At 65.8% G+C, this 26439-nt stretch carries 20 protein-coding genes; 7 read left to right on the top strand and 13 right to left on the bottom strand.

Annotation, left to right across the window (positions count from 1 at the left end; genetic code table 11):
* From G6N34_RS15755 to G6N34_RS15785, 7 genes are read right to left on the bottom strand one after another with little or no spacing between them, the layout of a single operon-like run.
* Nucleotides 1-1131, bottom strand: a complete 1131-nt coding sequence (locus G6N34_RS15755) for an MCE family protein (RefSeq protein WP_165763635.1) — start codon at nucleotides 1129-1131, stop codon at nucleotides 1-3.
* A 17-nt stretch (nucleotides 1132-1148) separates the two neighbouring features.
* Complete coding sequence (locus G6N34_RS15760; protein WP_085148141.1) at nucleotides 1149-2384, bottom strand: MCE family protein; 1236 nt, start codon at nucleotides 2382-2384, stop codon at nucleotides 1149-1151.
* Nucleotides 2384-3661 (bottom strand): MCE family protein, encoded by a 1278-nt coding sequence (locus tag G6N34_RS15765; RefSeq protein ID WP_085148144.1) that lies wholly within the window; start codon nucleotides 3659-3661, stop codon nucleotides 2384-2386. The genes G6N34_RS15760 and G6N34_RS15765 overlap by 1 nt, the downstream gene beginning before the upstream one ends.
* Nucleotides 3658-4686, bottom strand: coding sequence for an MCE family protein (locus G6N34_RS15770; protein WP_133057703.1), 1029 nt, complete (start codon nucleotides 4684-4686; stop codon nucleotides 3658-3660). Before G6N34_RS15770 ends, G6N34_RS15765 begins: the two co-directional genes overlap by 4 nt.
* 16 nt (nucleotides 4687-4702) lie before the next feature.
* Nucleotides 4703-6082, bottom strand: coding sequence for an MCE family protein (locus G6N34_RS15775; protein ID WP_085148147.1), 1380 nt, complete (start codon nucleotides 6080-6082; stop codon nucleotides 4703-4705).
* Between the two features lie 4 nt (nucleotides 6083-6086).
* Complete coding sequence (locus tag G6N34_RS15780; protein ID WP_085148150.1) at nucleotides 6087-6941, bottom strand: ABC transporter permease; 855 nt, start codon at nucleotides 6939-6941, stop codon at nucleotides 6087-6089.
* On the bottom strand, nucleotides 6938-7741 hold the full coding sequence (locus tag G6N34_RS15785; RefSeq protein WP_085148153.1) for an MlaE family ABC transporter permease: 804 nt from the start codon (nucleotides 7739-7741) through the stop codon (nucleotides 6938-6940). The genes G6N34_RS15780 and G6N34_RS15785 overlap by 4 nt, the downstream gene beginning before the upstream one ends.
* Nucleotides 7742-8533: 792 nt before the next feature.
* Here G6N34_RS15785 and G6N34_RS15790 point away from each other — a divergent pair.
* From G6N34_RS15790 to G6N34_RS15805, 4 genes are all read left to right on the top strand, one after another.
* Nucleotides 8534-9727: a cytochrome P450 gene (locus G6N34_RS15790; protein WP_085148156.1), complete on the top strand. Its 1194-nt coding sequence runs from the start codon at nucleotides 8534-8536 to the stop codon at nucleotides 9725-9727.
* Between the two features lie 5 nt (nucleotides 9728-9732).
* Nucleotides 9733-10734, top strand: coding sequence for a PDR/VanB family oxidoreductase (locus G6N34_RS15795; RefSeq protein ID WP_085148159.1), 1002 nt, complete (start codon nucleotides 9733-9735; stop codon nucleotides 10732-10734).
* Nucleotides 10735-10925: 191 nt separating this feature from the next.
* Complete coding sequence (locus tag G6N34_RS15800) at nucleotides 10926-11978, top strand: LLM class F420-dependent oxidoreductase (RefSeq protein ID WP_085148161.1); 1053 nt, start codon at nucleotides 10926-10928, stop codon at nucleotides 11976-11978.
* On the top strand, nucleotides 11975-13897 hold the full coding sequence (locus G6N34_RS15805) for a flavin-containing monooxygenase (protein ID WP_085148163.1): 1923 nt from the start codon (nucleotides 11975-11977) through the stop codon (nucleotides 13895-13897). The genes G6N34_RS15800 and G6N34_RS15805 overlap by 4 nt, the downstream gene beginning before the upstream one ends.
* Nucleotides 13898-13971: 74 nt before the next feature.
* On the opposite strand, the gene G6N34_RS15810 is transcribed toward G6N34_RS15805, so the two are convergent.
* Nucleotides 13972-15519, bottom strand: a complete 1548-nt coding sequence (locus tag G6N34_RS15810) for a long-chain-fatty-acid--CoA ligase (RefSeq protein ID WP_085148166.1) — start codon at nucleotides 15517-15519, stop codon at nucleotides 13972-13974.
* 155 nt (nucleotides 15520-15674) lie between these two features.
* Here G6N34_RS15810 and G6N34_RS15815 point away from each other — a divergent pair, with 155 nt between their 5' ends.
* On the top strand, nucleotides 15675-16877 hold the full coding sequence (locus G6N34_RS15815; protein ID WP_085148169.1) for an acyl-CoA dehydrogenase family protein: 1203 nt from the start codon (nucleotides 15675-15677) through the stop codon (nucleotides 16875-16877).
* A 65-nt stretch (nucleotides 16878-16942) separates the two neighbouring features.
* Here the strand turns inward: G6N34_RS15815 and G6N34_RS15820 are convergent, their stop codons facing one another.
* Together G6N34_RS15820 and G6N34_RS15825 are read right to left on the bottom strand one after the other, a co-directional pair.
* Complete coding sequence (locus G6N34_RS15820; protein ID WP_085148172.1) at nucleotides 16943-18301, bottom strand: histidine phosphatase family protein; 1359 nt, start codon at nucleotides 18299-18301, stop codon at nucleotides 16943-16945.
* Between the two features lie 157 nt (nucleotides 18302-18458).
* A complete protein-coding gene (locus tag G6N34_RS15825) occupies nucleotides 18459-19355 on the bottom strand; it encodes an alpha/beta hydrolase (RefSeq protein ID WP_085148175.1) in 897 nt (298 codons plus the stop codon).
* A gap of 166 nt (nucleotides 19356-19521) precedes the next feature.
* Between G6N34_RS15825 and G6N34_RS15830 the strand changes: the two genes are divergently transcribed.
* Nucleotides 19522-21603 (top strand): acetate--CoA ligase family protein, encoded by a 2082-nt coding sequence (locus G6N34_RS15830; protein ID WP_085148178.1) that lies wholly within the window; start codon nucleotides 19522-19524, stop codon nucleotides 21601-21603.
* Between the two features lie 62 nt (nucleotides 21604-21665).
* Here the strand turns inward: G6N34_RS15830 and G6N34_RS15835 are convergent, their stop codons facing one another.
* Nucleotides 21666-23507, bottom strand: a complete 1842-nt coding sequence (locus G6N34_RS15835; RefSeq protein WP_085148181.1) for an acyl-CoA dehydrogenase — start codon at nucleotides 23505-23507, stop codon at nucleotides 21666-21668.
* A gap of 248 nt (nucleotides 23508-23755) precedes the next feature.
* Here G6N34_RS15835 and G6N34_RS15840 point away from each other — a divergent pair, with 248 nt between their 5' ends.
* On the top strand, nucleotides 23756-24994 hold the full coding sequence (locus tag G6N34_RS15840; protein WP_085149925.1) for a TetR/AcrR family transcriptional regulator: 1239 nt from the start codon (nucleotides 23756-23758) through the stop codon (nucleotides 24992-24994).
* Here G6N34_RS15840 and G6N34_RS15845 read toward each other — a convergent pair.
* Together G6N34_RS15845 and G6N34_RS15850 are read right to left on the bottom strand one after the other, a co-directional pair.
* Nucleotides 24991-25389 carry a hypothetical protein gene (locus tag G6N34_RS15845; RefSeq protein WP_085148184.1) on the bottom strand — a complete coding sequence of 133 codons (399 nt, stop codon included), beginning with the start codon at nucleotides 25387-25389 and terminating at the stop codon, nucleotides 24991-24993. The genes G6N34_RS15840 and G6N34_RS15845 overlap by 4 nt on opposite strands.
* 1 nt (nucleotide 25390) lies before the next feature.
* Nucleotides 25391-26434 carry a phosphotransferase family protein gene (locus G6N34_RS15850; RefSeq protein WP_085148186.1) on the bottom strand — a complete coding sequence of 348 codons (1044 nt, stop codon included), beginning with the start codon at nucleotides 26432-26434 and terminating at the stop codon, nucleotides 25391-25393.
* Nucleotides 26435-26439 lie beyond the last annotated feature (5 nt).

A 26439-nucleotide genomic window follows, 5' to 3' on the forward strand; every position in this document is an offset into this window, starting at 1 on the left:
TCAGGGCCCCTGGTTGAACTGGTAGGGAGCGACCAGCGGGTTCACCGCGGTGTAAGGACTGGGCAGTTGGCCGATGGTCCGCCCCCACTGCATCTCCAACTCAGTGAGATCACCTTCGAAGCGGGTGCCGTTGAGCAGGCCGTCTCCAAGCCGGCTCAGGGTGAGGTCGAAGATCACCGACGTGTTGAGGTAGTCGCCGCGGACCACCTTGTCGATGTTCTCGATCGGCCACGGGAACGTCGCCAGCAGACTCAACGACCGGGTCATGGCCGGTCCCGCGTCGGCCAGCGACTTGAGCACCGGGCCGACGGATCGGATCTCGGAGACCAGGTTCTGCTTCGTCTGGTTGACCGTGTCCGCCGCCAGTGCGCTGAACTTTCCGAAGCCGTCCACGGCCTCGGTCAGGTTCTCACGGCGCTCGCTGAGGACGGCCAACGCATCCGGAATCGTCCGCATCGCGTTGTCCAGGATGGGTTTCTGGTCCGCCAACTGGCCGACGAGATTGTTGAAGCTGTCACTGGCGGCGATGATGTCACCCGTCTGGGTGTTGAGGCGTCCCACGAACAGATCCACCTGCTCGATGAGGCTGCGCAGATCGCTCTCGCGGCCCGCGAACGCGGTGGCCAGGGCCGCGGTGATGTCCTGAATCTGGCCGACCCCGCCGCCGTTGAGCAGCAGCGACAACGCCGCCAGGGTCTGATCGGTGCTCGGATACGACGACCCGGCATCCAACGGGATCAACGACCCCTCACGCAGCCTGCCCTCCGGCGGCACGTTCGTCGGCGGTGCCAGTTCGACGTGCAGCGAGCCGAGCAGGCTGGTCTGCCCCACGGTCGCGGTGGTGTTGGCCGGCAGTTCCACATCGCCGTTGAGCCTGATGGTCACCAGCGCGTGCCACCCCTGGCGCTCGATCTTGGTGATCGTGCCGACGTTGACATCACCCACTCGCACCCGGGAGTTCGGTTCGATCGTGCCGATGTCGGGCAGCTGAGCCTGCACCAGATATGAGCCGTCCCCACCGCCTTGGGTGCCCGGCATGGGCAGCGAGTTCAGACCTTTCCATTGGCAGCCGGACAGCGCGAGCGCGGTGACGGCGACGAGCGCGGCGACACTCTTGGCACGCAATGTGATTCGACGAATGTCCACGCTCACCCTCCTGCGCCTGGAAGAAGCATTCCGGGCAGCCCGGCCTGCTCTGCGGGCACCTGCGGCGGCACGTAGTCGGGCCGCAACCAGTTCTCGCTGTAGGTGATCTCGTTCGGTCGGGCCTGCTGCCCGACGAACAGGTTCTCCCCCAGCGGCGGGAAGTTCATCTGCCGGTTCTTGACGATCGGCGCGAGGTACTGCGCGCACAGCTTCGACGAGTACACCGAATTGAGCCGCGATGCCGCCTCGACGGATCCGCACAGGAACTGCACGGGGTCGGCGAGGTTGTTGACCGCGAGCATGCCCGTCAGTGCGGCCTGAGAGGGCTGGTAGACGTTCGCGAAGTTCTGTGCAGCGTTGGGGAACGCGTGCAGTGCCTGCTTGATGTCGTCGAGGCTGCCGTGCACCGCTGTCGAGATCGATGCGAGCTTCTCGGTCGCGATCCCGGCGGCCTCGCGGTTGTCCTTGACGAACTGCGTCGCCTCGGCGACAACCGAATTCAGATCGTTGACGGCGTCGCTGACGGCGCCCGGATCGTCGGCCACCAATCCCGTGACGGCGGCCATGTTCCGGTTCAGCTGCGCCAGCAGGTCCGAGCTGTCCTCCAGCGCCGTCACCACCACCGACAGATTCTTCAGCGTGGAGAAGGTGTCATCACTGTGGTCGCCCAACGCCGACATGGCCTTACCCATCGTCGTGACGGTCTCGCGGATGTTCGCGCCCTGCCCGCGCAGGTTGTCGGCCGCGGTGTTGACGAACTGGCCCAGCGTGCTGACGCCGCCCGGTTGAGTGGGCGCAAGCGCATCGGTGAGCTTCTCCAACTGCGTTCGCAGGTCATCCCATTCGAGCGGAACGGCGGTCCGGTCCAGAGGAATCTCCGCGCCGCTGTCAAGCACGGGACCGGACTCATAGGCCGGGGTGAGCTGAATGGCTCGGGCGGTCACCAACTGCGGTGACACGATGACGGCCTTGGCGTCGGCGGGCACCTTGTGCTTGGCGTCAATCCAGAACGTGACCTTGACCCGCTCCGGTTGAGGCTCAATGGTCTCGATCGCCCCCACCGGGACACCGAGGATGCGCACCTCGTCGCCGATGAAAAGGCCGTTGCTGTTGTCGAAGTACGCGACGATCTGGTTGCGGCCGGCGTGGTTGAACGCACGCACAGCGACCACCCCACCGACGACCAACGCCACGGCGAGGGCCGCCACCAGCATGGTGCGCAGAGACGGCTTACGCATCACTGTTCTCCGTCCTGCCCTTGTGGTGCGGGATCCGGGATCGGGGTCGGCTGCTGACCTTCGGGCCAGAGCGCCGGCGGTCCAGGAGCGGGTCCCCCCGGTGGCGGCGCGGGATCGGGCTCACGGTAGGGATAGCGCGGGTCACCCGGGTTGCCGGTGATCGCATCGGGAATCGTCAGGTGCGGGTCACCGCCCTGACCGGTACGCGGGAAGGGCTGGGGCAGCGCCGGCGTGCCGGGCTGGCCGGTCTGCGGATCCGAAAGCTGCGACGGGGGAAGCACATTGGGGTCCAACCCCAGGTCGGAGAAGGCCGCATCGATGAAGGGCTGCACCAGTTGACCCGGCAGGTTGGCCAGATAGGCCTTGAAGAACGGCCCCGAACCCACCGTTTCGCCCAATCCCATTGTGTACTGGTTGAGGTACTTGATCGCCAGCATCACCCGTTCCTTGCGGTTGTCGACGATCGTCAGCACTCCATTGAGTCTGTCCAGTGCGCCGCGCATCTGGTCACGGTTGTCGTCGATGAACCCCGACAGCTGCTGGGCGAATGTCGAGAGGTTGCGAGAGATCTGCTCCAGCGCCGCGCTCTGCTCGCGAAGCTTGCCCAAGAGTGCGTTGCTGTTGGCGACGAGTTCGGCGACCTGCTCCGCACGTTCGGACAACACACCCGTGGCTTTACTCGCGTTGCTCAGCAGCGAGCGCAGTTCCTCGTCCCGCTGGCCGAGGGTGTTCGAGAACCGGCCCACCCCCTCCACCGCGGCCCGCAGGTCCGGCGGCGTGCTCTGGAAGGTCTCCGCCAGAGTCGCCAGGGACTCCGACACCGTGTCGGTGTCCAGACCACTGATGGTGCTGGACAGGTCTCCCAGCGCATCTGGCAGCTGGTACGGGGATCGGGTCCGCTCGATCGGGATGGTCCCGGCCAGTTCACCGTCGCCACGGGGGGTCACCTCGAGAACCTTGGAACCGAGCAGACTCTTGGTTCGGACATGCACTTCGGTCAGGTCACCGAGATGGACGTCCTTGTCCACATCGAAGTCGATCCGAACCTGGTTGCCCTCCAACTCAACCGACGACACCTGGCCGACCCGGAATCCAGCGACCTGCACCGGCGCACCGGTCCGCAGACCGCCGGCCTCGGCGAAGTACGCCGAATAGTCCTCGGTCGAACCGTTGAACGGCAGCTTGTCGTACTGCAGGGCGAGCACGGCGATGCCCGCGGTCAGCGCCATACCGGTGAGGCCGACCAGAAACGGATTGCGTTCAGCGAAGGGTTTCACTTGGGTGAACACCGTCCTGTCGTCTGCTCGGCGATCTTGACGTAGACCGGCTGTCCGCCCTTGCCGTTCAACTTCAGCGACATCGCACAGAGATACTCCGGGAGGAAGTCACCGCGGCTGCCCAGACGGGCCAGCTTCTTGTAGGCGTCCGGCAGCATGTTGAGCAGGCCGTCGAAGTACTCGTGATCGGCCAAGACGGTCGAGCTCACACGGTCCGACTGCGCCACAGCCTCTTTGAAGGGCTGACGGGCCTGCATCAGCAGGTCGGCAACCGTCGCCGAGGCGGCATTGGTATAGGCGACCGCGTTGACCACGTCGGTTTCTCGTTCTTCGAGTGCCTCCACCAACTGCGACAGCGAGTCCACGGCCTTGCCGAACTGCTCGGTCTGACCGCCGAAGGTCCCCAGAACCGAATTGAGGTTCCCGATCACCTGGCCGACCAACTCGTCCCGGTCGGCCAGGGTGTTGGTGACGGCCGCTGCCTGACGCATAAACGAACCGATGGTCGCACCCTCCCCCTGGAACGCCTGGATCAGCGCGCTGGACAGCGTGTTCACCTGCTCGGGATCCAGTGCCCGGAACAGGGGGCGGAACCCGCCGAGCAGGGTGTCGAGATCCAAGGCGGGTTCGGTGCGCGTCGCCGGGATGGTTTCGCCAGCGGCGAGCCTCTGGGGCTCGCCCGGGCCCTCCAGCAGGGCCATGTAACGGTCGCCGATCGGGTTCTCCCAACGGATCTGGGCCTTGGTGCCCTCGGTGAGCACCACCGAGGGGTCGGCGGAGAACTCGACGATGGCGCGTGCGTCCGGACCGATGGAGATGTTCTTGACCTGACCGACCTCGACACCGGCGATGCGGACGAAGTCGTTCACCTCAAGGCCGCTGACGTCGGTGAACTCGGCGCGATAGTTCTGCTCGTCCGAGAACCGCAGGTTCGCGAAGATCGCCATCAGCCCGAATGCGGACAGGACACAGGCCATCACGAATGCGGTCAGGTTGATGACAACCCTTCTGAGGCTGTTGTTCACTGCTGATCCTCGATGCTCATGGTGACGGTGCCGCCGCTTCTGCCGGCAGCGGAGCCTCCGGCGCCGGTGCGGGCAGTTCCGGCACGCCCGGCCACAGCGGGGTTCCGTCCGGTCCGTACAGCGGCGCACCGTAGGGCGCTCCACCGGGCACGGCCGGCGCCGGGCCAGGGGCGGGGCCACCGGGGTGGCGCAGCTTCGGCGGTTCCGGCACACCCTTGGTCACCGGGAAGTAGTTGACCCAGCCTGGGAACCCGATGCCCGGGTTCGGCCGGACGTCCATCCCGGTACCGAATCCCGTGTCGGTGACCAGGTAGCGCACCGGGAAGTTCTTGCTGACGTCGGGAAGCGAACCGCAGCCCGGCTGGCCACCCGGGCCACCCTTGGCGCCCACCTTGGGCAGGTTCTCGGGGAAGCGGTAGGGGTCGTCGCCGAGCAGCAGTCCGACGTCCTGCACCACCGAATACCCGTTGCCACCGATGTTCTCGTATGCGCCGTGGTCAAGCGCATACTTCGCACCCTGCAACAGGCAGGTGTAGATCGGGTCGTACTTCAGCAGCAGACTGGTGGTCGGCTCGAGGACGTTGATGCCCTTGATGATGTTGTCCCGGTTCGGCCCGATCAGGTCGATCCCGCTGTTGGAGAAGCCGATCGAGCTCAACAGCAGCGCGTCGAGATCCTGCGCGTGGCCGGCGATCGTCTCACTGGTCCCGCTCGCCGCATCCAAGGTGTTCAGGATGTCTCGCGCGGCGGTGCTGTAGGCGTCGCTCACGTTCTTGAGAGACACCCAGTTGGCGCCCACCTGGTCCATCTTCGGATTGATCGCCAGCAGAACCTCGTTGGCGTCGGTGGTCGCCTGACCGATTCGCTCCCCCTGGCCGCGGACACCGTCGGCCACCGCGGTCAGCACCGCGCTGAGCTTCGCGACGTCGATCTGGTTCAGCAGGCCGACCAGGTTGTCGAACACCGTGTTCACCTCAGTGGTCACGTTGCGTGACCGCAGGACGGCGCCCGCCGTGATCCGTTCGGTGGTGGGCTCGTTCGGATAGATGAGGTCGACGTACTTGGTGCCGAACGCCGTGGTGGCGGCGATCTCGGCCTCGACGTTGGCCGGAATGTAGGAGACCTGGTCCGGGTCGATCTCCAGCTTCAGGGCGACGGGATGCCGGCCACCGGCGATACCGGCCACGCGGCCGACCTCGACGCCGTTCATCTTGACCTTCGCGCCCGACTCCATCACCAGGCCGGAACGGTCGGAGGTCAACGTGACTGGCACATAACGACGGAACGTGCCGGCGAAGATCGCTGAACACACCACGACCAACGCGATGACGGCGGCGAACAGGGCTGCGGTCCACCAGATCGGGTGGACGCCGACACGACTGCTTCTGTGTTCCATGCGTCTACCCGGCGAGATGGAAGTTGCCCGACTGACCGTAGATGGCCAGCGAGAGGAACAGGACGACGAGGACCGCGGCGATCAGGGATGTGCGAACGGCGCGACCGACAGCCTCGCCGACACCCGCGGGACCACCGGATGCGGTGAACCCGTAGTAGGTGTGCACGAGCATGATCACGACCGCCATCACCACCGCCTGGAAGAACGACCAGATGATGTCGGTGCTGTTCAGGAACGTGGTGAAGTAGTGGTCGTAGACACCGGAGGACTGCCCGTAGATCACGATCGTGCCGAATCTCGCGGCCCAGAAGGCCGACAGGACGGCCACGCAGTACAGCGGAACCACGACGATGACGCCAGCGAGGACCCGACTCGACGCCAAGTAGGCCACTGAGCGGACACCCATGACCTCCAGTGCGTCGATCTCCTCGTTGATCCGCATCGCGCCGAGTTGCGCTGTCGCACCGGCACCGATGGTCGCCGCCAACCCGATGCCCGCGATCACTGGTCCGATCAGTCGGACGTTGAAGTACGCCGAGGCGAATCCGGTCAGGGCCTCGACGCCGACTTCGGCGAACTGGTTGTAGCCCTGCACCGCGACCAGTGCGCCGGTCGACAGGGTGAGGAAGCCGACGATCACGACAGTCCCACCGACCACCGCCAGAGCGCCTACGCCGAGGCTCATCTGGGCGATCAGCCGAAGCAGTTCGACCTTGTAGTGGATCAGGACGTCCTTGATGGAGCCCAACGTCTGGAAGTAGAACTGCGCCTGGGTGCCGATGCGGGTCAGCCCGTCCACCCAACCCTTGACGGTGCGGTGGATCTGCGGATGAACCCTGCTCGGGTCGCCGGCGGTCACAGTGTCGCCTTGATGCCGACCGCGGACGCGATGATGTTGATGGCAAACAGCGCGACGAACGTGAACACGACCGTCTCGTTGACCGCGATCCCGACACCTGCCGGACCGCCGCCCACGGAAATGCCCTTGTAGCAGGCGATCAGACCGGCGGCCAGACCGAAGAGCGCGGCCTTGATCAGCGAGATGATCACGTCGGCGGCCCCGGTGATGACCGTGAGTCCACCGACGAACGCGCCGGGGGTGACGTCCTGGACGAAGACCGAGAAGATGAATCCCCCAACCAGACCCACGAGGATCACCACCGACGACAGCAGGGTCGCCACCAGAGTCGCGGCCAGCACCCGGGGCACCACCAACGACTGAATCGGGTCGACGCCCATCACCCGCAGCGCATCGAGTTCGTCGCGAATGGTGCGCGCTCCGAGATCGGCGCACATTGCCGTCGCTCCCGCTCCGGAGACCACAAGCACCGTCACCACCGGACCGATCTGCGTGACGGTTCCGTACGCGGCGCCCGTGCCCGCGAAGTCAGCCGCACCGAACTCCAGCAACAGGATGTTGAAGGTGAAGATCAGCAGGACCGTGAAGGGGATCGCGAGCATCAACGTCGGCACCAGCGACACCCGCGCGACAAACCACGACTGCTCCAGGAATTCACGCCACGCGAACGGCCTGCGGGGAATCGTCACCAGGGTGTCGAGCGCCATCGCGAAGAACCCGCCGAGCGCGTTCACGGGCTTCGCGCCCCGCGACGACGAGATGGCTTCGAGCGACGAACGCGGTGACTCAGTGGTGGTCATGGCGCCACCGTGAGCTGCAGCAGGTCAGATTGTGAAGAACAATTCTGCGCTTCCTCGGACAACCTGCCGCCTTTCATTCGGATCACGATGGGGGTCTCACACCGCGGAGCTGGAGTGTTCCCGATCACAACTGTGATCCGCGATAGCATCGCATAGCGTCATTTCGACCGTCAAGCAGCGCTCGCCATCGGCGCCCCAGCGGGCGTACCAATCCCGTCGCCACGGGACGATCAAATGGCTTCGAACTGCACTTATTGCAGGCATTCCGGATGCCCAGAGCGCAGAGGCCGCCGACGCCCGGAGGCGTCAGTTCGCACCCCATTTGTAAATGTTGATTCTGCGCTGTCTTTTACAGCCGACATGGGATGGTCAGACCGGGAGCAGTCGGGACAACACCCCGCCGCTTCCCTGAACCAGTTAGTTCCCCTTGAGGAATGATCGTCACGGCCACCTCATCTAGACGCAGGATCTGCCAATATCGCGCCCAATCCCCCCACCGATCATGGCCCGAGCTCCTCGGTGACAGAACTGACATTAACTATCAACGCCAGCATCGACAGCCGAAGCCATGGCCTGTGACGTTCTCCAGCTACCTCGTATAACGAGTATTTCTCCAGCATATCGAACGTGCAGCGCCCCTGATGGCTACCTGCGACCGCGGCCCAATTCCGTCCCCGACACACCACGTCTTGACGCCCGAAGAAGTTCTATGTGATGCTATCGCCAATCACTGATGTGATCGAGATCATTCACTTCGGACATCGTGTTCGAGCTTTCCAAGGAGGCCTCAGAGTGACGACCAGCGAGCAGATTTCGGCCCAAGAGGCGCCGGTATTCCCGTTCACGCGGACGTGTCCGTTCGCGCCCGCGGCCGACTACGCCGATGGCGGTTCTATCCGCAAGGTTTCGTTCAAGAACATCGTCCCGGCCTGGCTGGTCACCGACTACAGCGATGTCAAAGCGGTGCTCGGCGATCGGCGCTCCAGTGTCCGGAACATCCCCGACCCATCCCGGGGCGACGAGGGCGGCGAGCCACTGCCCGGCTTCTTCGTCGCGATGGATCCGCCGGACCAGACCCGGCTGCGCAAGATGCTCTCCCGCGAATTCACCCCGCGCCGCATGGAAGCCATGCGGCCCGCGGTGGAGCGGATCACGAACAAGCTGATCGATCAGATGCTCGAGCAGGACGGGCCGGTCGACCTGGTCCAGGCCTTGGCGCTCCCGTTGCCGTCATTGGTGATCTGCGAATTGTTGGGCATCCCCTACGACCGGCACGACTGGTTCCAGGAAGAGACCGTGAAGTTCCTGCGCCTCGATACCTCACCGGAAGAGGCGGCCCAGACGGTCGCATCGGTGATGGGGTATCTCGGCGAACTCACCGTCTCCAAGATGGATGATCCCGGCGACGATCTGATCAGCTTGCTGCTCAACCACGTTCGCAGCGGCGACCTGACCATCCCGGAGGTGGCTGGCATGGCCGCGTTCCTGCTGATGGCCGGGCACGAGACGACCGGCAACATGATCTCATTGGGCGTGTACGCCCTCCTGGAGCATCCCGATCAACTCGAATTGCTGCGCCAGGACCCGTCCCGGGTGCCGGCTGCGGTGGAGGAACTGCTGCGCTTCCTCGACATCATCGGAAATCTGCCGCGCTACCTGACCGAGGACATCGAACTCGCGGGTCAGACCATCCCGGCCGGCGACATCGTCATGGTGGCCATGGACAAGGCCAACCGCGACCCCAAACAATTCGAGGATGCGGACACGCTGAACATCCTGCGCACGGACGCCAAAGGCCACGTCGCCTTCGGGCACGGCATCCACGTGTGCCTCGGCGCGCCGCTGGCCCGGGTGGAACTGCAGTCGGTGATCAGCACGCTGTTCAGCCGGATTCCGACACTCAAGGTCGCGGTCCCCTCCGACGAGATCCAGGTGAAGACCGACGCCAAGATCTTCGGGCTGAAGTCGCTGCCCGTCACGTGGTAGACCGCATGGCCAACGTTGACTGCCGGGAACAGGCAAGCACCGTGCGTCTGGTCATGCGGGAGTACGAGGCCGACGTCGTCGTCGCCGGCAAGGATGTCATCGCCGACGGCATCGCCGCACTGACCTTGAAAGAGGTTGGGGGCCATCCGCTCCCGGAGTGGACACCCGGATCGCACATCGACCTGATCATGTCCTCAGGCCTGGTGCGCCAGTACTCGCTGTGCGGTGACCCCGCCGACCGGGGCACCTGGCGCATCGCGGTGCTCCGCGAGCCCGATGAGCGTTCCCGCGGCGGATCGGTTTACGTGCACGACACCCTTGAACAGGGCGCCGAGATCCGTATTCGCGGTCCTCGCAACCATTTCCAGCTCGCGCCGTCACCGAATTACCTGTTCATCGCCGGCGGCATCGGTATCACGCCGATCCGGGCGATGCTGGCCGAGGCCGAGGCGGTGGGCGCGAACTGGAAGTTGTTCTACGGCGGTCGCAGCACCGAATCCATGGCATTCCTCGACGAACTGGCCCCGTACGGTGACCGGGTCGAGTTCTGGGCGCAGGATCAGCGTGGGCTGCTGGACCTGGAGTACATCCTCGGCGCCCCACAGGCAGACACCTTGGTGTACTGCTGCGGTCCGCAGGGTCTGCTCGCCGCGGTCGAAGAACGCTGCACAACCTGGCCCGCCGGCGCGCTGCGGCTGGAACGATTCAGCTCCAGCACTGTCGAGACCGAATGGGTCAACACCCCGATCGAGGTCGAATTGGCCCGCCACGGTGTGACATTGACCGTGTCCGCGGACCAGAGCGTGCTCGAGGCGATCGAGGCGCACGGTGTCGACGTGATGTCCTCGTGCCAGTCCGGCATGTGCGGAACCTGCGAAACACCGGTCCTCGACGGCATTCCCGAACACCGCGATGACGTCCTCACCCACGAGGAGCGTGAACGCAATGACTGCATGATGATTTGCGTCTCCCGGAGCCGCGGCGACAGGCTCGTCCTCGACATCTGAAACCAGCCGACTCCACCGAAACCGGCGGGACCCTCCTAAGAGGATCCCGCCGGTTTCGCGTCTACCGCCCAGGTTTCGCGCCGATGAAGAATCTTGCCTAACAATTGGGCCTTAAGTCCCTTTATAGTTAGGTAATATCGGGTCATACTACTGAAGTTGACCCTCACAACGGGAGAGAAAGGGCTTCGCACATGCGCATCGGCACCGTCCTCGACTTCGGCAGGCCGATGGCCGCCGTCGGCGAGGAGATCGCAGCGTGGGAGGAGGCCGGCCTCGCGTCAGTGACCCTCGGAGAGGCCTACTCGCTTGACGCCCCCACCCAACTGGCCTACCTCGCGGCGCGGACGACCTCGGTCGAACTGGCCACGGGCGTACTGCCATTGGACACCCGCACGCCGACCCTCATCGCGACGACCGCCGCCGGACTCGACTACGTGTCCAACGGCAGGGCACGACTGGGCCTGGGTCCGTCAGGGCCGCAGGTGGTCGAGGGCTTCCACGGGATTCCCTTTGCGGACATCCTCGGAAAGACCCGGGAGACCATCGAGATCTGCCGGTCGGTCTGGCGGCGCGAAACGCTCAAACATGACGGACGGCACTATCAGATCCCGATGGACCCGAGCCGCGGCACAGGTCTCGGCAAGCCGCTCAAGCTCATCAACCGCCCGGTGCGCAGCGACATCCCGATCTCGATCGCGTCGCTCGGACCCCGCATGGTCGAACTGACCGCCGAGCTCGCACAGGGCTGGGAGCCGATCTTCTTTTATCCCGAGAAGCTTCCACACGTCTGGGGCGAGGCACTCGCGAAGGGCAACGCCAAGCGCAGTGACGATCTCGGTCCGCTGGAGATCATCGTGCGGGCTCCACTGGCCATCACCGAGGGCGATCCATCCCAGTGGATCGACGCCGCCAAACCTCAACTGGCGCTGTACGTGGGCGGAATGGGCTCGCGGGAGAAGAACTTCTACAACCAACTGGTGTCGGCCTACGGTTTCGCCGACGAGGCCGCCGTCATCCAGGACCACTTCCTGGCCGGCCGCATCGCGGAGGCCACCGCCGCCGTGCCGGACGAACTGGTCCGGGCCACCTCCCTGATCGGCGACGCCGATCACATTCGTCAGCGTCTCACCGTGCTGCGGGACGCGGGCGTGACATTGGTCAACGTCACCCCCATGACAACCGATCCCACCGAACGCCTCGAGGCCGTACGGACGGCCGCCACCCTGAGCAAGGAGATCTCGTGAGCCAAGTCCTGGAACCCAGCGTCACCATCGACGCCGAGGAACTGCGCGACGCCCTGGCAGAGGCCAATGTGCCCTGCCTGATCGGCGTCCTGTATCAGCTCACCGGAGATGCCCGGTGGCTGGCGGAGCCATACACGGTCACCCCGACCCTCGGCTTCGAGAGCCACGACGACGGTGGGCTGCCCGCCGAGCGCGTCGCCGAAGTTCGCGACGCCGCCTTCGCCGCAATCATGGAGTGGAGCACCGGAACTCCGGTCGCCCACCCCTCCCCCAACGGCGCAGAACTGGTCAAGCTGATGTCCGCGGTGATGGGTGAACCGGTCACCGAGAAGTATGTTCCGCTGGCCGCCGAGCAGCTCGGGTTCGCGCCGTTCGTCGCCGATGACGTCACCGATCAGTGTGCAGATACCGGTTTTTCGGTGATCGTCGTCGGTGCCGGCTTCTCCGGCCTGGCGGCGGCGGTGCACCTCAAGCGGGCCGGCATCCCGTTCCGGGTGCTCGAGCGCAACGACCACGTCGGCGGCACCTGGTACGAGGCCAACTACCCCGGCGCCCGCGTCGACGTCCCGAACGATCTGTACTCGTACTCGTTCTTCCCTCGCGAGTGGAGCCAGAACTTCGCCCAGCCCGACGAGATCCGGCAGTACATCGACGATGTGATCGCCCACTTCGGCCTGGCGCCGCACATCGAGACTTCAGTCAGCGTCGAAGGCGCCGAATGGGACGCCGATGCCAGCGCGTGGGCGGTGAAGATCAACTCGGGCAACGGATCCGAGACCGTGCGCTGCTCCGCGCTGATCACCGCCGCGGGGCTGCACAACACTCCGAACATCCCGCAGTTCCCCGGAATGGACGAGTTCTCGGGACAGGTGCTGCACTCGGCCCGGTGGTCACCGGAGACCGACCTGCGCGGCAAGAAGGTCGCCGTCGTCGGCGCCGGGGCCAGCGCGATGCAGGTGGTCTGCGCGATCGCCGACGACGTCGAGCAGATGGTCGTCGTGCAGCGCGAACCACACTGGACCACACCGAATGAGCAGTACTACCGCAAGCAATCCCCTGCCCGGCACTGGCTGTACCGCAATGTGCCGTTCTACCGCGCCTGGTTCCGGTTCCGCCTCTACTGGATCTACACCGAGCGCAACTACCCGGCGCTGCGGGTGGACCCGAAGGCCGCCGAGAAGGGCAGGCTCGTCAGCGGGCTCAACGATGCCTACCGGCGCAACCTGACCGCGTATCTGCGCGCCCAGTTGGAGGGCCGCGAGGACCTCATCGAGAAGTCGCTGCCCAAGTACCCGCCGTTCGGCAAGCGCCTGCTGATGGACAACGGCTGGTTCGCCACGTTGCGCCGACCGAATGTCAGCCTGGTCGCCGAGGGTGTCGACCACCTCACCGAGAACGGGCTGGTGACCGATTCCGGGGAGACCTTCGACGTCGACATCCTGATCCTGTGCACCGGATTCCAGCAGCAGCGCTACCTCTATCCGATGGAGTTGCGCGGTCGCGACGGCGTCGAGCTGCGGGAGTCGTGGAGCGATGACAACGCCCGGGCCTACCTCGGCATCACCGCGCCCGGTTTCCCCAACCTGTTCTTCCTGTACGGCCCCAACACCAACCCGCCGGGCGGCAGCTGGCTGACCGTCGCCGAGGCGCAGGTGCGCTACGTGGTGGAGATGCTGACCGAGATGGTCCGCGACGATCTGGCCACCGTCGAGGTCCGCGAGGAACCGTTCGAGGCCTACAACCGTGAACTCGACGACACCAACAACGCCATGGTGTACGCGATGGACGGCGTCGAAAGCTACTACCGCAACAGCACCGGCCGGGTCGTCACGAACTCACCGTGGGCCGTTCCCGACTACTTCGCCCGCACCTCGGCCCTGAACCTGGCGGACTACGAGGTCAGTCCGCGCACCGACTGAGGGCCGATCAGTTCAGCCCAACGCAATGTGGTCCGCGCCGATGACGTCGCGGACCACATTGCGTTGGCGTCCGATCAGGACACTGAGCGCGATTCGTCTTTCCAATACGTCTCGCGCAGTTCGACTTTGGACACCTTCTGCGCCGCGGTCAACGGCAGCGCCTCGACGAAGTCGACGCTGCGGGGTGCCTTGTAGCGCGCGATCAGGGCACCGCAGTGCTCCCGCAGCTCCTCGAACGTGGCGGTCGCACCCTCATGCAGCACCACAACCGCATGAACGCGCTCACCCCAGTCAGCGTCCGGGACGCCGATCACCGCGCAGGTGGCCACACTCGGGTGCTGGGCGAGGGCGTTCTCGACCTCCGCGGAGTACACGTTCTCACCACCGGTGACGATCATGTCCTTGATTCTGTCGACGATGAACAGGTAGCCGTTCTGGTCCATGTAGCCGCCGTCGCCGGTGTGCATCCATCCGCCGCGCAGCGCCTGCGCGGTCTCCTGCGGCCGGTTCCAGTAGCCGAGCATCACGTGCGGACCTCGGGCGACGACCTCGCCGACGGTGCCGAGCGGCACCTCGTTGTCGTCCTCGTCGACCACCTTCACCTCGGCGATCGGCACGGCACGGCCCGCCGACCTCAGCAGCTCCGGGGTCTGGTGATCCTCGGCCGTGAGGACCGTGGTCGTCGGCGAAAGCTCCGTCATCCCGTACGCCTGAAGGGGCTTCACGAGAGGCAGCAGCCGCATGGTGCGCTCCAGCAGTGCCTGTGAGATCGGTGAGGCGCCGTAGAGCAGATGCCGCAGGCTCGACAGATCGTGCGCGCGTGCCGCCGACGAGTCGACCAGCATCTGAATCATCGTGGGCGCCAAAAACATATCGGTGATCTGATGCTGCTCGACGGCGGCCGCGACGGTCTCCGCGCTGAATCCCGGCAGGATGACATGTGTGCCGCCGACGAGGTTGCGGGCGACCCAGCCGGAACCATCGGCGAGGTGGAACATGGGCGCGCTGTGCAGCAGGCGTCCACGCGGTGCGAGGAACTGTCCCGTGGCCAGCGCGCCCAGGGCCGCCGACATCAGGTTGGCCTGACTGAGCATCACCCCCTTCGGGGTTCCCGTCGTGCCGCCGGTGTAGTAGATCGCGGCCAACGAGTCACCGCCACGACGCGCGTCCTCGATCGGGTCATGCGCGGCGATGAGGTCCTCGAAGCCGTGGAGGTCGGCAGGCCGGGTCCGGTCGCCACTGTGGACGAAGGCTTTGACAACGGGCGCCAGGTGCTTGAGTTCGTCGACCATGTCGAGGAACGCGTCATCGACCACCAGGGCCACCACTCCGGCGTCCTCAAGCGAGAACGCGATCTCGCGCGCGCTCCATCGCGTGTTGACCGGCACCGCCACCGCATCGGCCCAGGGCACCGCGAACAGGAAGTCGTGGTAGTCGTCGCAGTTCTGCGCAAGGATCGCGACACGGTCGCCACTGTGGACTCCCAGACCCTTCAGAGCCGCCGCCAGGCGCGCCGCGCGGTCTGCGCTCTGCGCCCATGTCCGCACTCGTTCACCGAACACCGTGGCCGGCAGGTCGGGGGTCTGCTGCACCGCTCTGTGCAACGCTTGCGTCAGATGCATGGTTAGTGCTCGTTTCGGTCTAGAGTCGGACTGCTCAGGCTTCTGGCCTGCAAACTAGCCTCTTGACATTAGCATTAATTTCGTTACCTTGGTCACAGCAGTGCATTCACGAGGCATCCACGCGGTCCCGCCCGAACCTGCAAGAAAGGCACGATATGACAGACACGCTGACCCACGAATCCTCCGTAGACGGCGACCGGCTGGCCGACTATCTCGAGCGAGTTCGTTCGATCACGCCGCTGATCCGAGCCGAGGCCGAGGCCATGGAGCGGGCACAGTCGCTGACCGACACCGTTCGCGAGGCGATCTCCGAGCAGGGCCTGCACCGCATGCTGGTCCCGACCGAACTGGGTGGCGGCGGCCTGCTGCCGAGTGAGGGCCTGCGGGTCTACGAGGAGATGGCCAAGGCCGACGCGTCCACTGCGTGGGCGTTCATGGCGACCTCCTGGTCGACTGCCGAGGTGCTCGGCTACCTCAAGCCCGAGGTGGCCAAGGACCTCATGAGCCGGGACGAGGACTTCCGCGTCGCCGGTCAGCTGCTCCCCCGCTACCCGGCCAAGCAGGTCGAGGGCGGTCTGATCGTCGAGGGCGATTTCGCTTTCGCCAGCGGGTCGGACCATGCCACCTGGATCGGCGCCGGTGTGTTCGTCGCCGACGAGGACGGCAACCCGATCCTCGGCGAGGACGGGCAGCCGCAGCCCCGGGTGGCCATGTTCCCCAAGGCCGAGATCGACCTCAAGCAGAACTGGGATGTCTGGGGTCTCGGCGCCACCGGCAGCCACGACTACCGGGTCGACAAGAAGTTCGCACCTGACGAGCACACCATCGTCACCTTCGGCGGCACTCCCTACCGGTCGGAGACGATCTACAAACTGTCCAACGAGTTCGTCGGCCCGCTGCCGCACGTTCCGGTGGTGCTCGGTATCGCGACCCGCGCGCTGGAACTGCTTGCCGCAGTGGCCATCAAGAAGTTCCGGCCCAACTACGGGGGGCCGATCGGAGAGGCCGAAATCTTCAAGCTCGAGTTCGCCCGGATGGAGGCGCTGCTGCACGCAGTCCGATTGGCGTTCTACGACCTCGTCGAGTCGGCAGAAGCCACGGTGAACGCCGGTCACACCCGCACACCCGAACAGATGGCCCGGATGCGTCAGCAGCTGGCCTTCAGCCATGAGGCCATGGACACCATCGTGGGCTTCGCGCATCGCTGGAGCGGCAGCCAGAGCATCGGCCGCACAAGCACATTGGGCCGGTACGTGCGCGATATGCAGGTTGCCACCCAGCATCTGCTGGTGGACCCGAAGTTCTTGGCCGACGCGGCCACCGATCTGCTCCCGATCTACGCGGCAGCAGGAGCCTGATCCCCCTCCCCAAGATATGAGGAAGGCGCCCAATCGACCGATTGGGCGCCTTCGTCATTCAGGGGTCAGTCCTCGCTGCCGCCGCTGTCACCAGCAGAGCCCGAAACGGAGCCGGAATCCGAACCGGAACCGGTGCCGGAACCGGTGCCGGAACCGGAGTCGGCCTCGACAGCAGAGCCCGCGGTGCCACGCTTGGAGTCGTTCCCCAACCGCGACTTCACGGCCTCCGCCCGTTCGGCCCGCTTGGCCTCACGATCAGCCTTGAGAGCCGCACGATCGGCTTTCACGGTCTCACGCTTGAGTTCGAAGCTGGACTTCACCGTGTCGATGGCCGAGGCACCCTTGTCCGCAACCACACGGCCGACCAGTTCCTTTGCCGGGCTTGAGGTCTCAGCAGGTTCACTGAGCTCCTTGACCGACTGTCGGTTGACCTCGGTGATCTCGTTCCGCTGCGCCGGCGCACTGCGCGTGAACGCCTTCTCCAACCGTTCGATGGCCTCCGCGGCCACGGCACGGTTGAACTTGACCACCGAGAAGGCCGCCTCACTGACCGCGTGATTGAGCGCGGTCGCGATGGTCACGGGATCACGCGTGCCCAGCGCCTGGCCCACCGAGTCCACCACGACCTTGAGCTGCCGAGCCAGTGTCCGGATCTGGAGCTTCACCTCGGCCCCGAAGGTCCGCTGCTGGCTGAACTCCTGGCCGTTCCAGTTGACCAGCTTCCAGCCGTCCTCCGGATTGCCCTCGATCACGACGTACCCGGTGTTCGGCATCGAGCCACCCAACAGGGCGAGCTTCTGGGGCAGGGTGAGGTTGTCGACGCTCATGAACGTCCAGAACATGATCGCCGCCCCATGGGAGAAGACGATGGCGTTGCGGTCACCGTTGTCGTACATGTTCTGCAACGCGCCGTCCATCCGAGCCTTGAACTCGTGCCCGTCGAGCGACCCTGGAAGGCGAGCGTCCAGGTCGCCCTGCAACGCCCAGGCCATCGGTGCCAGCATGTAACCGCTGCCCGCATCGCGCTCCGGCGTGCCCTCGTAATCGCCGGCTTCGATCTCCTGAATGCCGGGGACCACCTGGATGGGCAGGCCCAGGTACCGCGACATGGGCGCCGCCGTCAGCTGGGTTCGCACCATCGTGGATGCGTAGATGGCGTCATAGTTGTTGTCGCCCAGCCTGCCGATCAGTGATTCGGCCTGCTGGTGCCCCAACTCGCTGAGCACCGGACCCGGTGTCGACGAATCGATGGTGCCGGAAGCGTTTCCGAGCGACTGCCCGTGACGTACGAACGTCACGCGCATCAACTCGGCGGCCGCCGCCGGAATCGCCGCTCCAACGAGCAGAGCGAGTGCCGCGACGACCGAGCCCAGCCAGAGTGTGAATCTTCGCCGGCCCGACCTCGTGTCGGATGCATTGTTCATGGACTTCTCCTTTCGACGATGAACGGAATGCCCGGAAGTGAACGCAGGAACATTTCGTCACTTCCCACCGACGTGACGACATGCAGTGCAGGCAACGAGAATCACCCAGGGCCCGGTGTCAGGGCTCTGGGGGCAGAGATCGAGATGCTGTGTGCGCCTAGAAGCTCAGGTGCTTACGAACGAACAGACCCGCCTCCTCGGCGGCGGCGATGCCCTCGGGGAGGATCGACGAGAACAGGGGCCAGACGTGGACCATGTCGTCATACAGCGACACCGTTGCGGTGCCGCCACTCTCGGTGATCGACATGGCCGCGCGGTTGGAGTCGTCAAGCAGAACCTCGTGGGACCCGACCATGAACAACGCCGGCGGCAGGCCCGCCAGATCAGCGAACACCGGTGACGCGAGGGGGTCCTGCGGATCGTGGCCCTGCAGATAGGCCTCCCGCAGATTCGCGATCGAACCACGCGAGACGGCAACGTCTTTGCCGTCGTACAGGTCGACGCTCGCGCCACTTGCGGTGAAGTCCAGCAGGGGCGAGACGAAGACCGCCGCGGCGGGAAGTGGCGCACCTCGGTCACGCAGTGCCGTCAACGCGGCGAGCGTCAGGCCGCCACCGGCGGAGTCCCCGCCGACCGCGACGTTCTCCGCGCCATAGGTCGACACCAGATGTTCGATCGCGGCGACACCGTCATCGACCGCCGCCGGGAACTTGCACTCCGGTGCGCGGCGATAGTCCGGCAGGACGACTGTCATACCGGAGGCCGCGGACAGTGTGTGTCCGAGTTCCTGGAACCCCCTGGCGCTGCCGAGCACGTACCCGCCACCGTGGAACCACACCAGCACCTTGTCCTGGGCCGCTCCCTCGGCGCTCACGTACAGGGCCGGGATGCCCCCGACCACGCCCTCGGAGGGTTCGACGCCGGCGGGCAGCGGGAACTGAAGGAGCAGATCGTCGTAGGCCCTGCGCAGATCCTCGACCGTCGCGGTCGCCGGGTCCGGGAAGCCGTTCACATACATATGCTCGACGCGTTCGAGTGCCTCAGTCCTCGCCATGAATCCTCCGTTGCTGCTCGTCAGCCCGGTTCACCTCACCACCGGGACGATGTGATGCTACATAGCGGGTCTTAACTTTTTCGCTACTTTGCAGCATTTTTCTGGAGTTTCTCGTGATCGCCTACCATAATCAGAGTTCACACTTCCCGATTGAAGGGCAGCAGCGATGACCCTCGTTGACCATCGGCTCGACCGGCTGATGAATCCTGCGACGATCGCCGTGGTCGGCCTGAGCGACAAGTCACCGTACGCGGACTTCATCGCACCGACACTCAAGAGCGGGGCCACGGTCCACTTCGTCCATCCCACCGCCGACACGGTCCTCGGGGCACCCGCCGTCCGATCGATCCGCGACATCGCCGGACCGATCGACGCCGTGCTCTCGGTGATGTCCGCAGAGCGCACCGTCGCACTCGCCGAGGAGTGCGCAGACCTCGACTGCGGCGGCCTGGTGGTCTACGCCGCGGGGTTCTCCGAACTCGGCGACGAGGGCGCAAGCCTGCAGGCTCGCCTGGTGGACGCCGCCACGCGTGGCGGCATGGCCGTGATCGGCCCCAACAGCCTGGGATACATCAGCGTCCCCCGCAGCCTGCACCTGACCGCCTCGGCCGACTATCACCCCGCGCCGGGCGGCATCTCCATCGTGTCCCACAGCGGCGCGATGATCGGTGGCATCGCGATCGCCGCGCGAGCGCGCACCGGGGTCGGGATCTCCCGGCTGATCTCGGCCGGCAACGAGGCCGCCACGGACATCGCCGACTACCTCGACTTCCTCGCCACCGACCCGGACACCAACGCGGTCGGCCTCGTGATCGAGGGAATCCGACGGCCCGCCGAGTTCTTCGCGGCCGCCCGTCGTTGCATCGCGGCGGGCAAACCTATCGTCGCGGTCAAGCTCGCGCGTAACGCGCGCACCCAGCAGATGGCGGCCTCCCACACCGGCGCACTGGCGGGCAACGCGTGGGCGTACGACGTGGCCTTCCGTCAGGTGGGGATTCAACTGGCCTTCGACCTCGAGGAACTCGTCGACCGTCTCTCGATCGTCAGCCAACTCGACCCCGCGGTGTGGAATCCCGTGCAGCGCATCGGCGTCGTCGCGGGCACCGGAGGATTCGCCTCCCTGGCCTTCGACGTCGCCGAGGAGGAGGGACTCACGCTCCCGCCGCTGGAGAGCCTCGCGGACTGGGTCGCATCGACGATCCCCGGCATCACTGTGCCGAACCCCCTGGACACCACCGGTTTCGGGGCGACTTTCTGGACCGACATCGTCGAGAAGTACGTGGGCTCAGACGAACTCGACGCCGTGGTGTTCGTCAACATGTGGAGCGACTCACCGCTGTACCGACGTCTGATCGACGACGTGGCCGTCGCCGCGCGGCGACACCGTAAACCCGTCGCGATCGCCGCGGGCGCAGGCGAGGTCGGTGAGTTCGCCAAGGAGGTCATCGGTGACGACGGGGCCGTCGCACTCGGGTACGGCATCCGGGGCACGCTGCGCGGCTTGCACGCTCTCGGCAGCGTCGTCCGCGACCGACAGAACATCGGAGACCTCGCCGACACCCCCGCACCCGTGCCGTGCCCATCCGAGCCCGTCACCGATGCCGCGGGCACCCGGTTCCTGCCGTTCCGCGACGTCATGGAACTGCTTGGCCGGTTCGACATTCCGACTGCACCGTACGCCGTGATCGACGAGGACGACTCGGACATCAGCGCCCCGTTCCCCGGGCCGTATGCCGTCAAACTCGCCGACGTGGCCCACCGGACCGAGTTGGGCGCGGTGGCCCTGAACATCAGCGCCGACGGACTCCCGGAGGCCGTGGCCCACATGCGCGACATCGCAGCGCAACACGGCGTCGCGTCGGCCGTGGCCGTGCAGCCGATGACCGCCTCGCGCGGTGAACTGCTCATCGGGGTCGACGGGCGCAGTGAACTGGGCCCGATCGTGATGCTCGGTCTCGGCGGCGTCTTCGTCGAGGTGTTGCAGCGCGTCGGTGGTCGGCCCGCGCCGTTGACGACCGCCGACGCCGAGACCCTGATCGAGGAGTTCCGGGACGTGCGGTTGTTGCACGGCTTCCGCGGATCGCAGCCGTGGCACCTCGACCAACTCGCGCAGACACTGGTGGGCTTCGGGAATCTGGCCGCGGCGGGCCATGACTGGATCGAATCACTGGACGTCAACCCACTTCTGGTCACCGAGGACGGTCTCGTGGCAGTCGACGCGCTGTGTATCGTGCGCCAGTCGGAATAGCTTCTGACACAACGACGAAGGCCACCACCCGATGGGTGGTGGCCTTCGTCGTCAGCGGCTGATCAGAACGCCGCCTCGTCGAGTTCCATCACGAAGTTGTCCACCCGCAGCGCCGCCTCGCGCTGGGCCGCGACCAGCGGCAGGATCTCACGGGCGAAGAACCGTGCCGCGGCCACCTTGCCCTGGTAGAACGCCACATCGGACGCACTCGGGTCGGCTCCCAGTGCACGCAGGGCGACCTGGGCTCCGCGCAGAAGCAGCCAGCCGACGACCACATCGCCCAGTACGTAGAGCAACCGCGTGGCGTTGAGTCCGACCCGATAGATCTGCTCGGCGCTGTCCTTGGATGCGGCGAGATCACCGGTCATCTTCTCGATGATCGCCTCGACATCGGCCACAGCCGTGCCGAGCAGTTCCCGTTCGAGAGCCAGCTCGGCGGCGCCGTCGGCCACCAGTTGATTGATCTCACCGAACACGTGACCCAAAGCCTTGCCGCGGTTGCGAATGACCTTGCGGAAGAACAGGTCCTGAGCCTGAATCGCCGTGGTGCCCTCGTAGACGGTGTCGATCTTCGCGTCGCGCACATACTGCTCGATGGGGTACTCGCGCAGATAGCCGGAACCGCCGTAGGTCTGCAGCGACTCGGTTCCCAGCACGACCCAGGTCCGTTCCGAACCGTAACCCTTGACCAGCGGCAGCAGCAGATCGTTGACCGCCTCGGCCAGCGCGGCGTCCTCACCGGCGGCGGTCTTGATCGCGACCTCGTCCTGCCAGGCGGCGGTGTAGAGGATCAGTGAGCGCAAACCCTCGGCGAAGGCCTTCTGCGTCAGCAGCGAACGGCGGACATCGGGGTGACGGGTGATGGTCACCCGGGGCGCCGCCTTGTCCGAGGACTGCGCCAGATCCGAACCCTGGATGCGCTGCTTCGCGTAGTCCAGCGCGTTGAGGTAACCACTGGACAGGGTGGCGACGGCCTTGCTGCCCACCATCATCCGGGCATCCTCGATCACGTCGAACATCTGCGCGATGCCGTCGTGCACCTCGCCCAGCAGCCAGCCCCGAGCCGGGGTGTCCTCGCCGAGGGTCACCTCGCATGTGGTGGACACGTTCATGCCCATCTTCTTCTCGACGTTGGTCGCATAGGCGCCGTTGCGCTCCCCGGTGAGCTCGCCGGTCTCCAGATCGAAGTGGTACTTCGGCACCAGGAACAGGCTCAGGCCCTTGGTGCCGGGCCCGCCGACGCCGTCGACGCCGACCGGGCGGGCCAGCACCAGATGCAGGATGTTGTCCGCCAAATCGTGCTCGGCGGCCGTGATGAACCTCTTGACGCCTTCGATGTTCCAGGAGCCGTCCTCGTTCGGAATGGCCCGAGTGCGGCCGGCGCCAACATCCGAGCCGGCATCCGGTTCCGTGAGGAGCATCGTTGCGCCCCAGTGGTTGTCGATAGCGAACTGGGCGATCTTCTTGTCCCGTTCGGTCCCGTGCTTCCACACCACCCGGGCGGCGGTCGGCACACCGACATAGGTCCACAGGGCCGGATTGGCACCCTGGACAAACTCCGCCAGGGCCCAGTTCAGCGAGCTCGGTGCGTGCGTGCCCCCGAGTTCGGGAAGCACCCGCAGTCGCCACCATTCGGCGTCCATCCAGGTCTTGTACGTCGCGGCGAAGGCTGGCGTGACGGTGACCGACTTGGTCACCGGGTCGTAGACCGGCGGGTTGTGGTCGCCCTCCTCGAAGGACTCGGCGAGGTCTTCACGCGCGAGGCGGTCCACCTCCCGAAGGATGAACTTCGCGGTGTCGAGGTCGATCTCCGCATACGGCTGCGCGCCGAAGATGTTCTCGCGGTCGAGCAGTTCGAACAGGTTGAACTCGATGTCGCGCAGGTTGCTCTTGTAATGGCCCATTCTGGCTGCCTCTCGATTCTGTCGGCCTGTCTGACGTCCACGCCAGCGCCATCTGTGAACTTTAACTCCGGCATATATCCCGGTCAATAACGGCCTATCCGGCACTGATGGCTTCTTTAGTTAATTCAGACTATAGTCGGGTGGGATAGTGGGCACTGCTGTCGGCGCGCCCGGAACCTTCAGGGCGGGCTGGTCTGCAGCGTGGATGCGAAACTGGAGCCATGCCCCAGCCGATGGGAAAGAGTGAGATGCCACGATCGACGGCAGCGCGCGTGGAGAACGTGAAGAAGACTCTGCACTCGTCCGCCCGGGGCAGTCATCGGACCGAACAGGTCGCGCGTGCTGCGGCCCACCTCTTCCAGGACTACGGCTACCAGAACGTCAGCATCGATCGGATCGGCGCCGCGGTCGGCCTGACCGGACCGGCCGTCTACCGGCACTTCAAGGGCAAGCACGAGATCCTGGTGCACGCGCTCATGAGCCAGGTGCGCCTCGCCGAGGATCTGCACGCGGCGGTCAACGACCAGGGCACGACGGCCGAGGAGAGACTGCATCTTCTGCTGGCCGGTTTCGGGGATCTCACGGCCAACGGCAACGAGGCCACCCTGTGGCGACGTGAACAGCGACACCTCGACCCCGCCGAACGCGAGATCTTCCGAAAGTACTTCGCCGACAATCAGGAACAGATCGCCGCACACATCAACGCTTTCAAGCCCGAACTCGGCGAGTACAAGTCCGAGCTCCTGGGCTTCGCGGTGCTGGCGATGTTCTCGAGCACACCCGACATTCGAGGATCCCTCTCCGCCGATCGGCTGCAGGAGATCCAGCGGGCACTCGCGTGGTCGATCATCGAATGCCCACTGCCCGAACATGATCCGGACGTCGCCCCTGATCCCGCACCCACGCACCGCCAGCCCGCGGGCCGCCGGGAACGCATCATCGACGCCGCCGCGCGACTGTTCGACGAGCGCGGTTTCTACGATGTGCACATCGACGACATCGCCAAGGCCTCCGAGATGTCCACCGCCACGCTCTACCAGCATGTGGCGAGCAAGACCGAGGTGCTGCGCGCGGTCCTGGACCGGGGCGCCGAGGGTCTGCTCTACGTCACCGCCGATGCGCTGGCCTACGCGGCCACTCCGCAGGAGACGCTCGACGCGCTCGTCGGCACCTACATCCGGCAGGCCGTGGGCCCATACGGCCGGCTCATGCACATCCTCGCCTCGGATCTGCTGTACCTGCCCGAGGAGGAACAGCAGACGCTGCGCAACGCGCAACGGGAGTATGTGGCCGAGTGGGTCGAAGCCATCGAGACGCTGTCCGACGGGCTCAGCACCGGTGACGCCCGCGCGCTCGCCCAGGCCGCGATCGGCGTCGTCACGGATGTCACCCAGAACCCGAGGCTGCGTCACCGTCCGAAGATCACCGAGGAGCTCACGGCCCTGGTGCTCGCGATGGTGCGGCCCGAAGGACTGACCTCCGCCTAGTCCGGGAGGCCGGGCAGCAGGCCCCGCGAGATCTCGGACTTGACGTCGGCCGCCGTGAATTCGGCGACCGCACGGGCGATCTCCGGGCCGGAACCGTCGGCATACGCCGATGCCAGCGCATCGCCGATCGCGACGCGACCGCTGCGCAGTGCCTCGAGACCGTCACCCTCGACGTCGCGGCCGAGCAGTTCGGCCAGCGCCCTGGTCTGGGAGACGCTCTCCGACAACGGCGCCGAAGCCCAGGCCAGCCGCCCGTCGAGGTTGTCCAGCATCTCGATGACGGCGTGCAGTTCGCCTCGGGCGCTCTCCGATTCGATCGCGGGCAGCACGCTGTTGACCAGCGTCTCCCGGATCGTGTGCTGCACCTTGTTCAGATCCAGTGCATAGATCGTCATCTCAGGATCCCCACTCTCCGTCGCGCAGCATCTGATTGAGCCATCCGAGGCTGTAGTACACGCTGTGCGCCATGTTTGCGTAGCGCAGTTCGGGCCGGTCTCCGCGTTCGTAGATCGCGACGGCCTGCAGGCACCCGATGGCGGTCTTGGTCAGGGACTGCACGGCCCACCAGGTGAGGCTCGCCGGCTCCGGACGCCATCCGGCGGCCTCGGCGTAGACGTCGAGGAACTCGTCGACCGGGAGCAGCTTGCAGGCCAGCGGTGAGCGACCACGCGAGGTGCGCTGGAAGAACCAGGCCAGATCGGCGATCGGGTCACTGAAATGTGCAGTCTCCCAGTCGAGGACGCCGACAAGGGACCCGTCGTCCGGGCTGACCACGAGGTTGCCCACCCTGAAATCGTTGTGCACCAGCGCGACCCGGCCCGAGACCTGATCGGCACGGTGGTCCAGCCACGCCAGTGCCAGATCCAGGACAGGTATCCGGACCGTGGCGACTTCGTCGTAGGTCTTGCGCCACTGGTCGTTCTCGACCCGTCCCGTGTCCCCGGGTGCCGGCGGCGCGTCGAGTTCGGGCAGGGTCAGCGACTCAGGTGCTGCCGCGTGCAGGGTCGCCATCTCACGCGCCACCCGGCGGCCGAGCGCCGCGCGGTCCGCGGCGTCGGTGACCATGCGGGACACGTTGTGCGGCATGGGAACCACGCCGACCAGGCGCTCCATCACGAAGAACCCGCGATTGCCGGGCTCACCGACACGATGCGCGACCACGCCGGGCACCGGCAGGCCCAGGCCGTCGGCGGCGCGCAGCAGCGCAACCTCACGACCCACGTCGTAACTGCCCACAATGCCGCTGAGGGGTTCACGCTTGACGGCGTATGACGCACTCTTGGCCCCGGAATCCCAGGACGCGGTGATCAGATAGGTCTCCCACGAGTTGCCCTCGCCGCGCTGATCGACGTCGACCAACTCGACCGGACTGCCGTCGGCCACACGGGCACTGAGGACCGCGGCCAACTCCTCGAGGAATTCCGAAGTTCCCTCACTCATCTCTG

The organism is Mycolicibacterium confluentis, from assembly GCF_010729895.1.
In the GTDB taxonomy this organism is placed as follows: Bacteria; Actinomycetota; Actinomycetes; order Mycobacteriales; family Mycobacteriaceae; genus Mycobacterium; species Mycobacterium confluentis.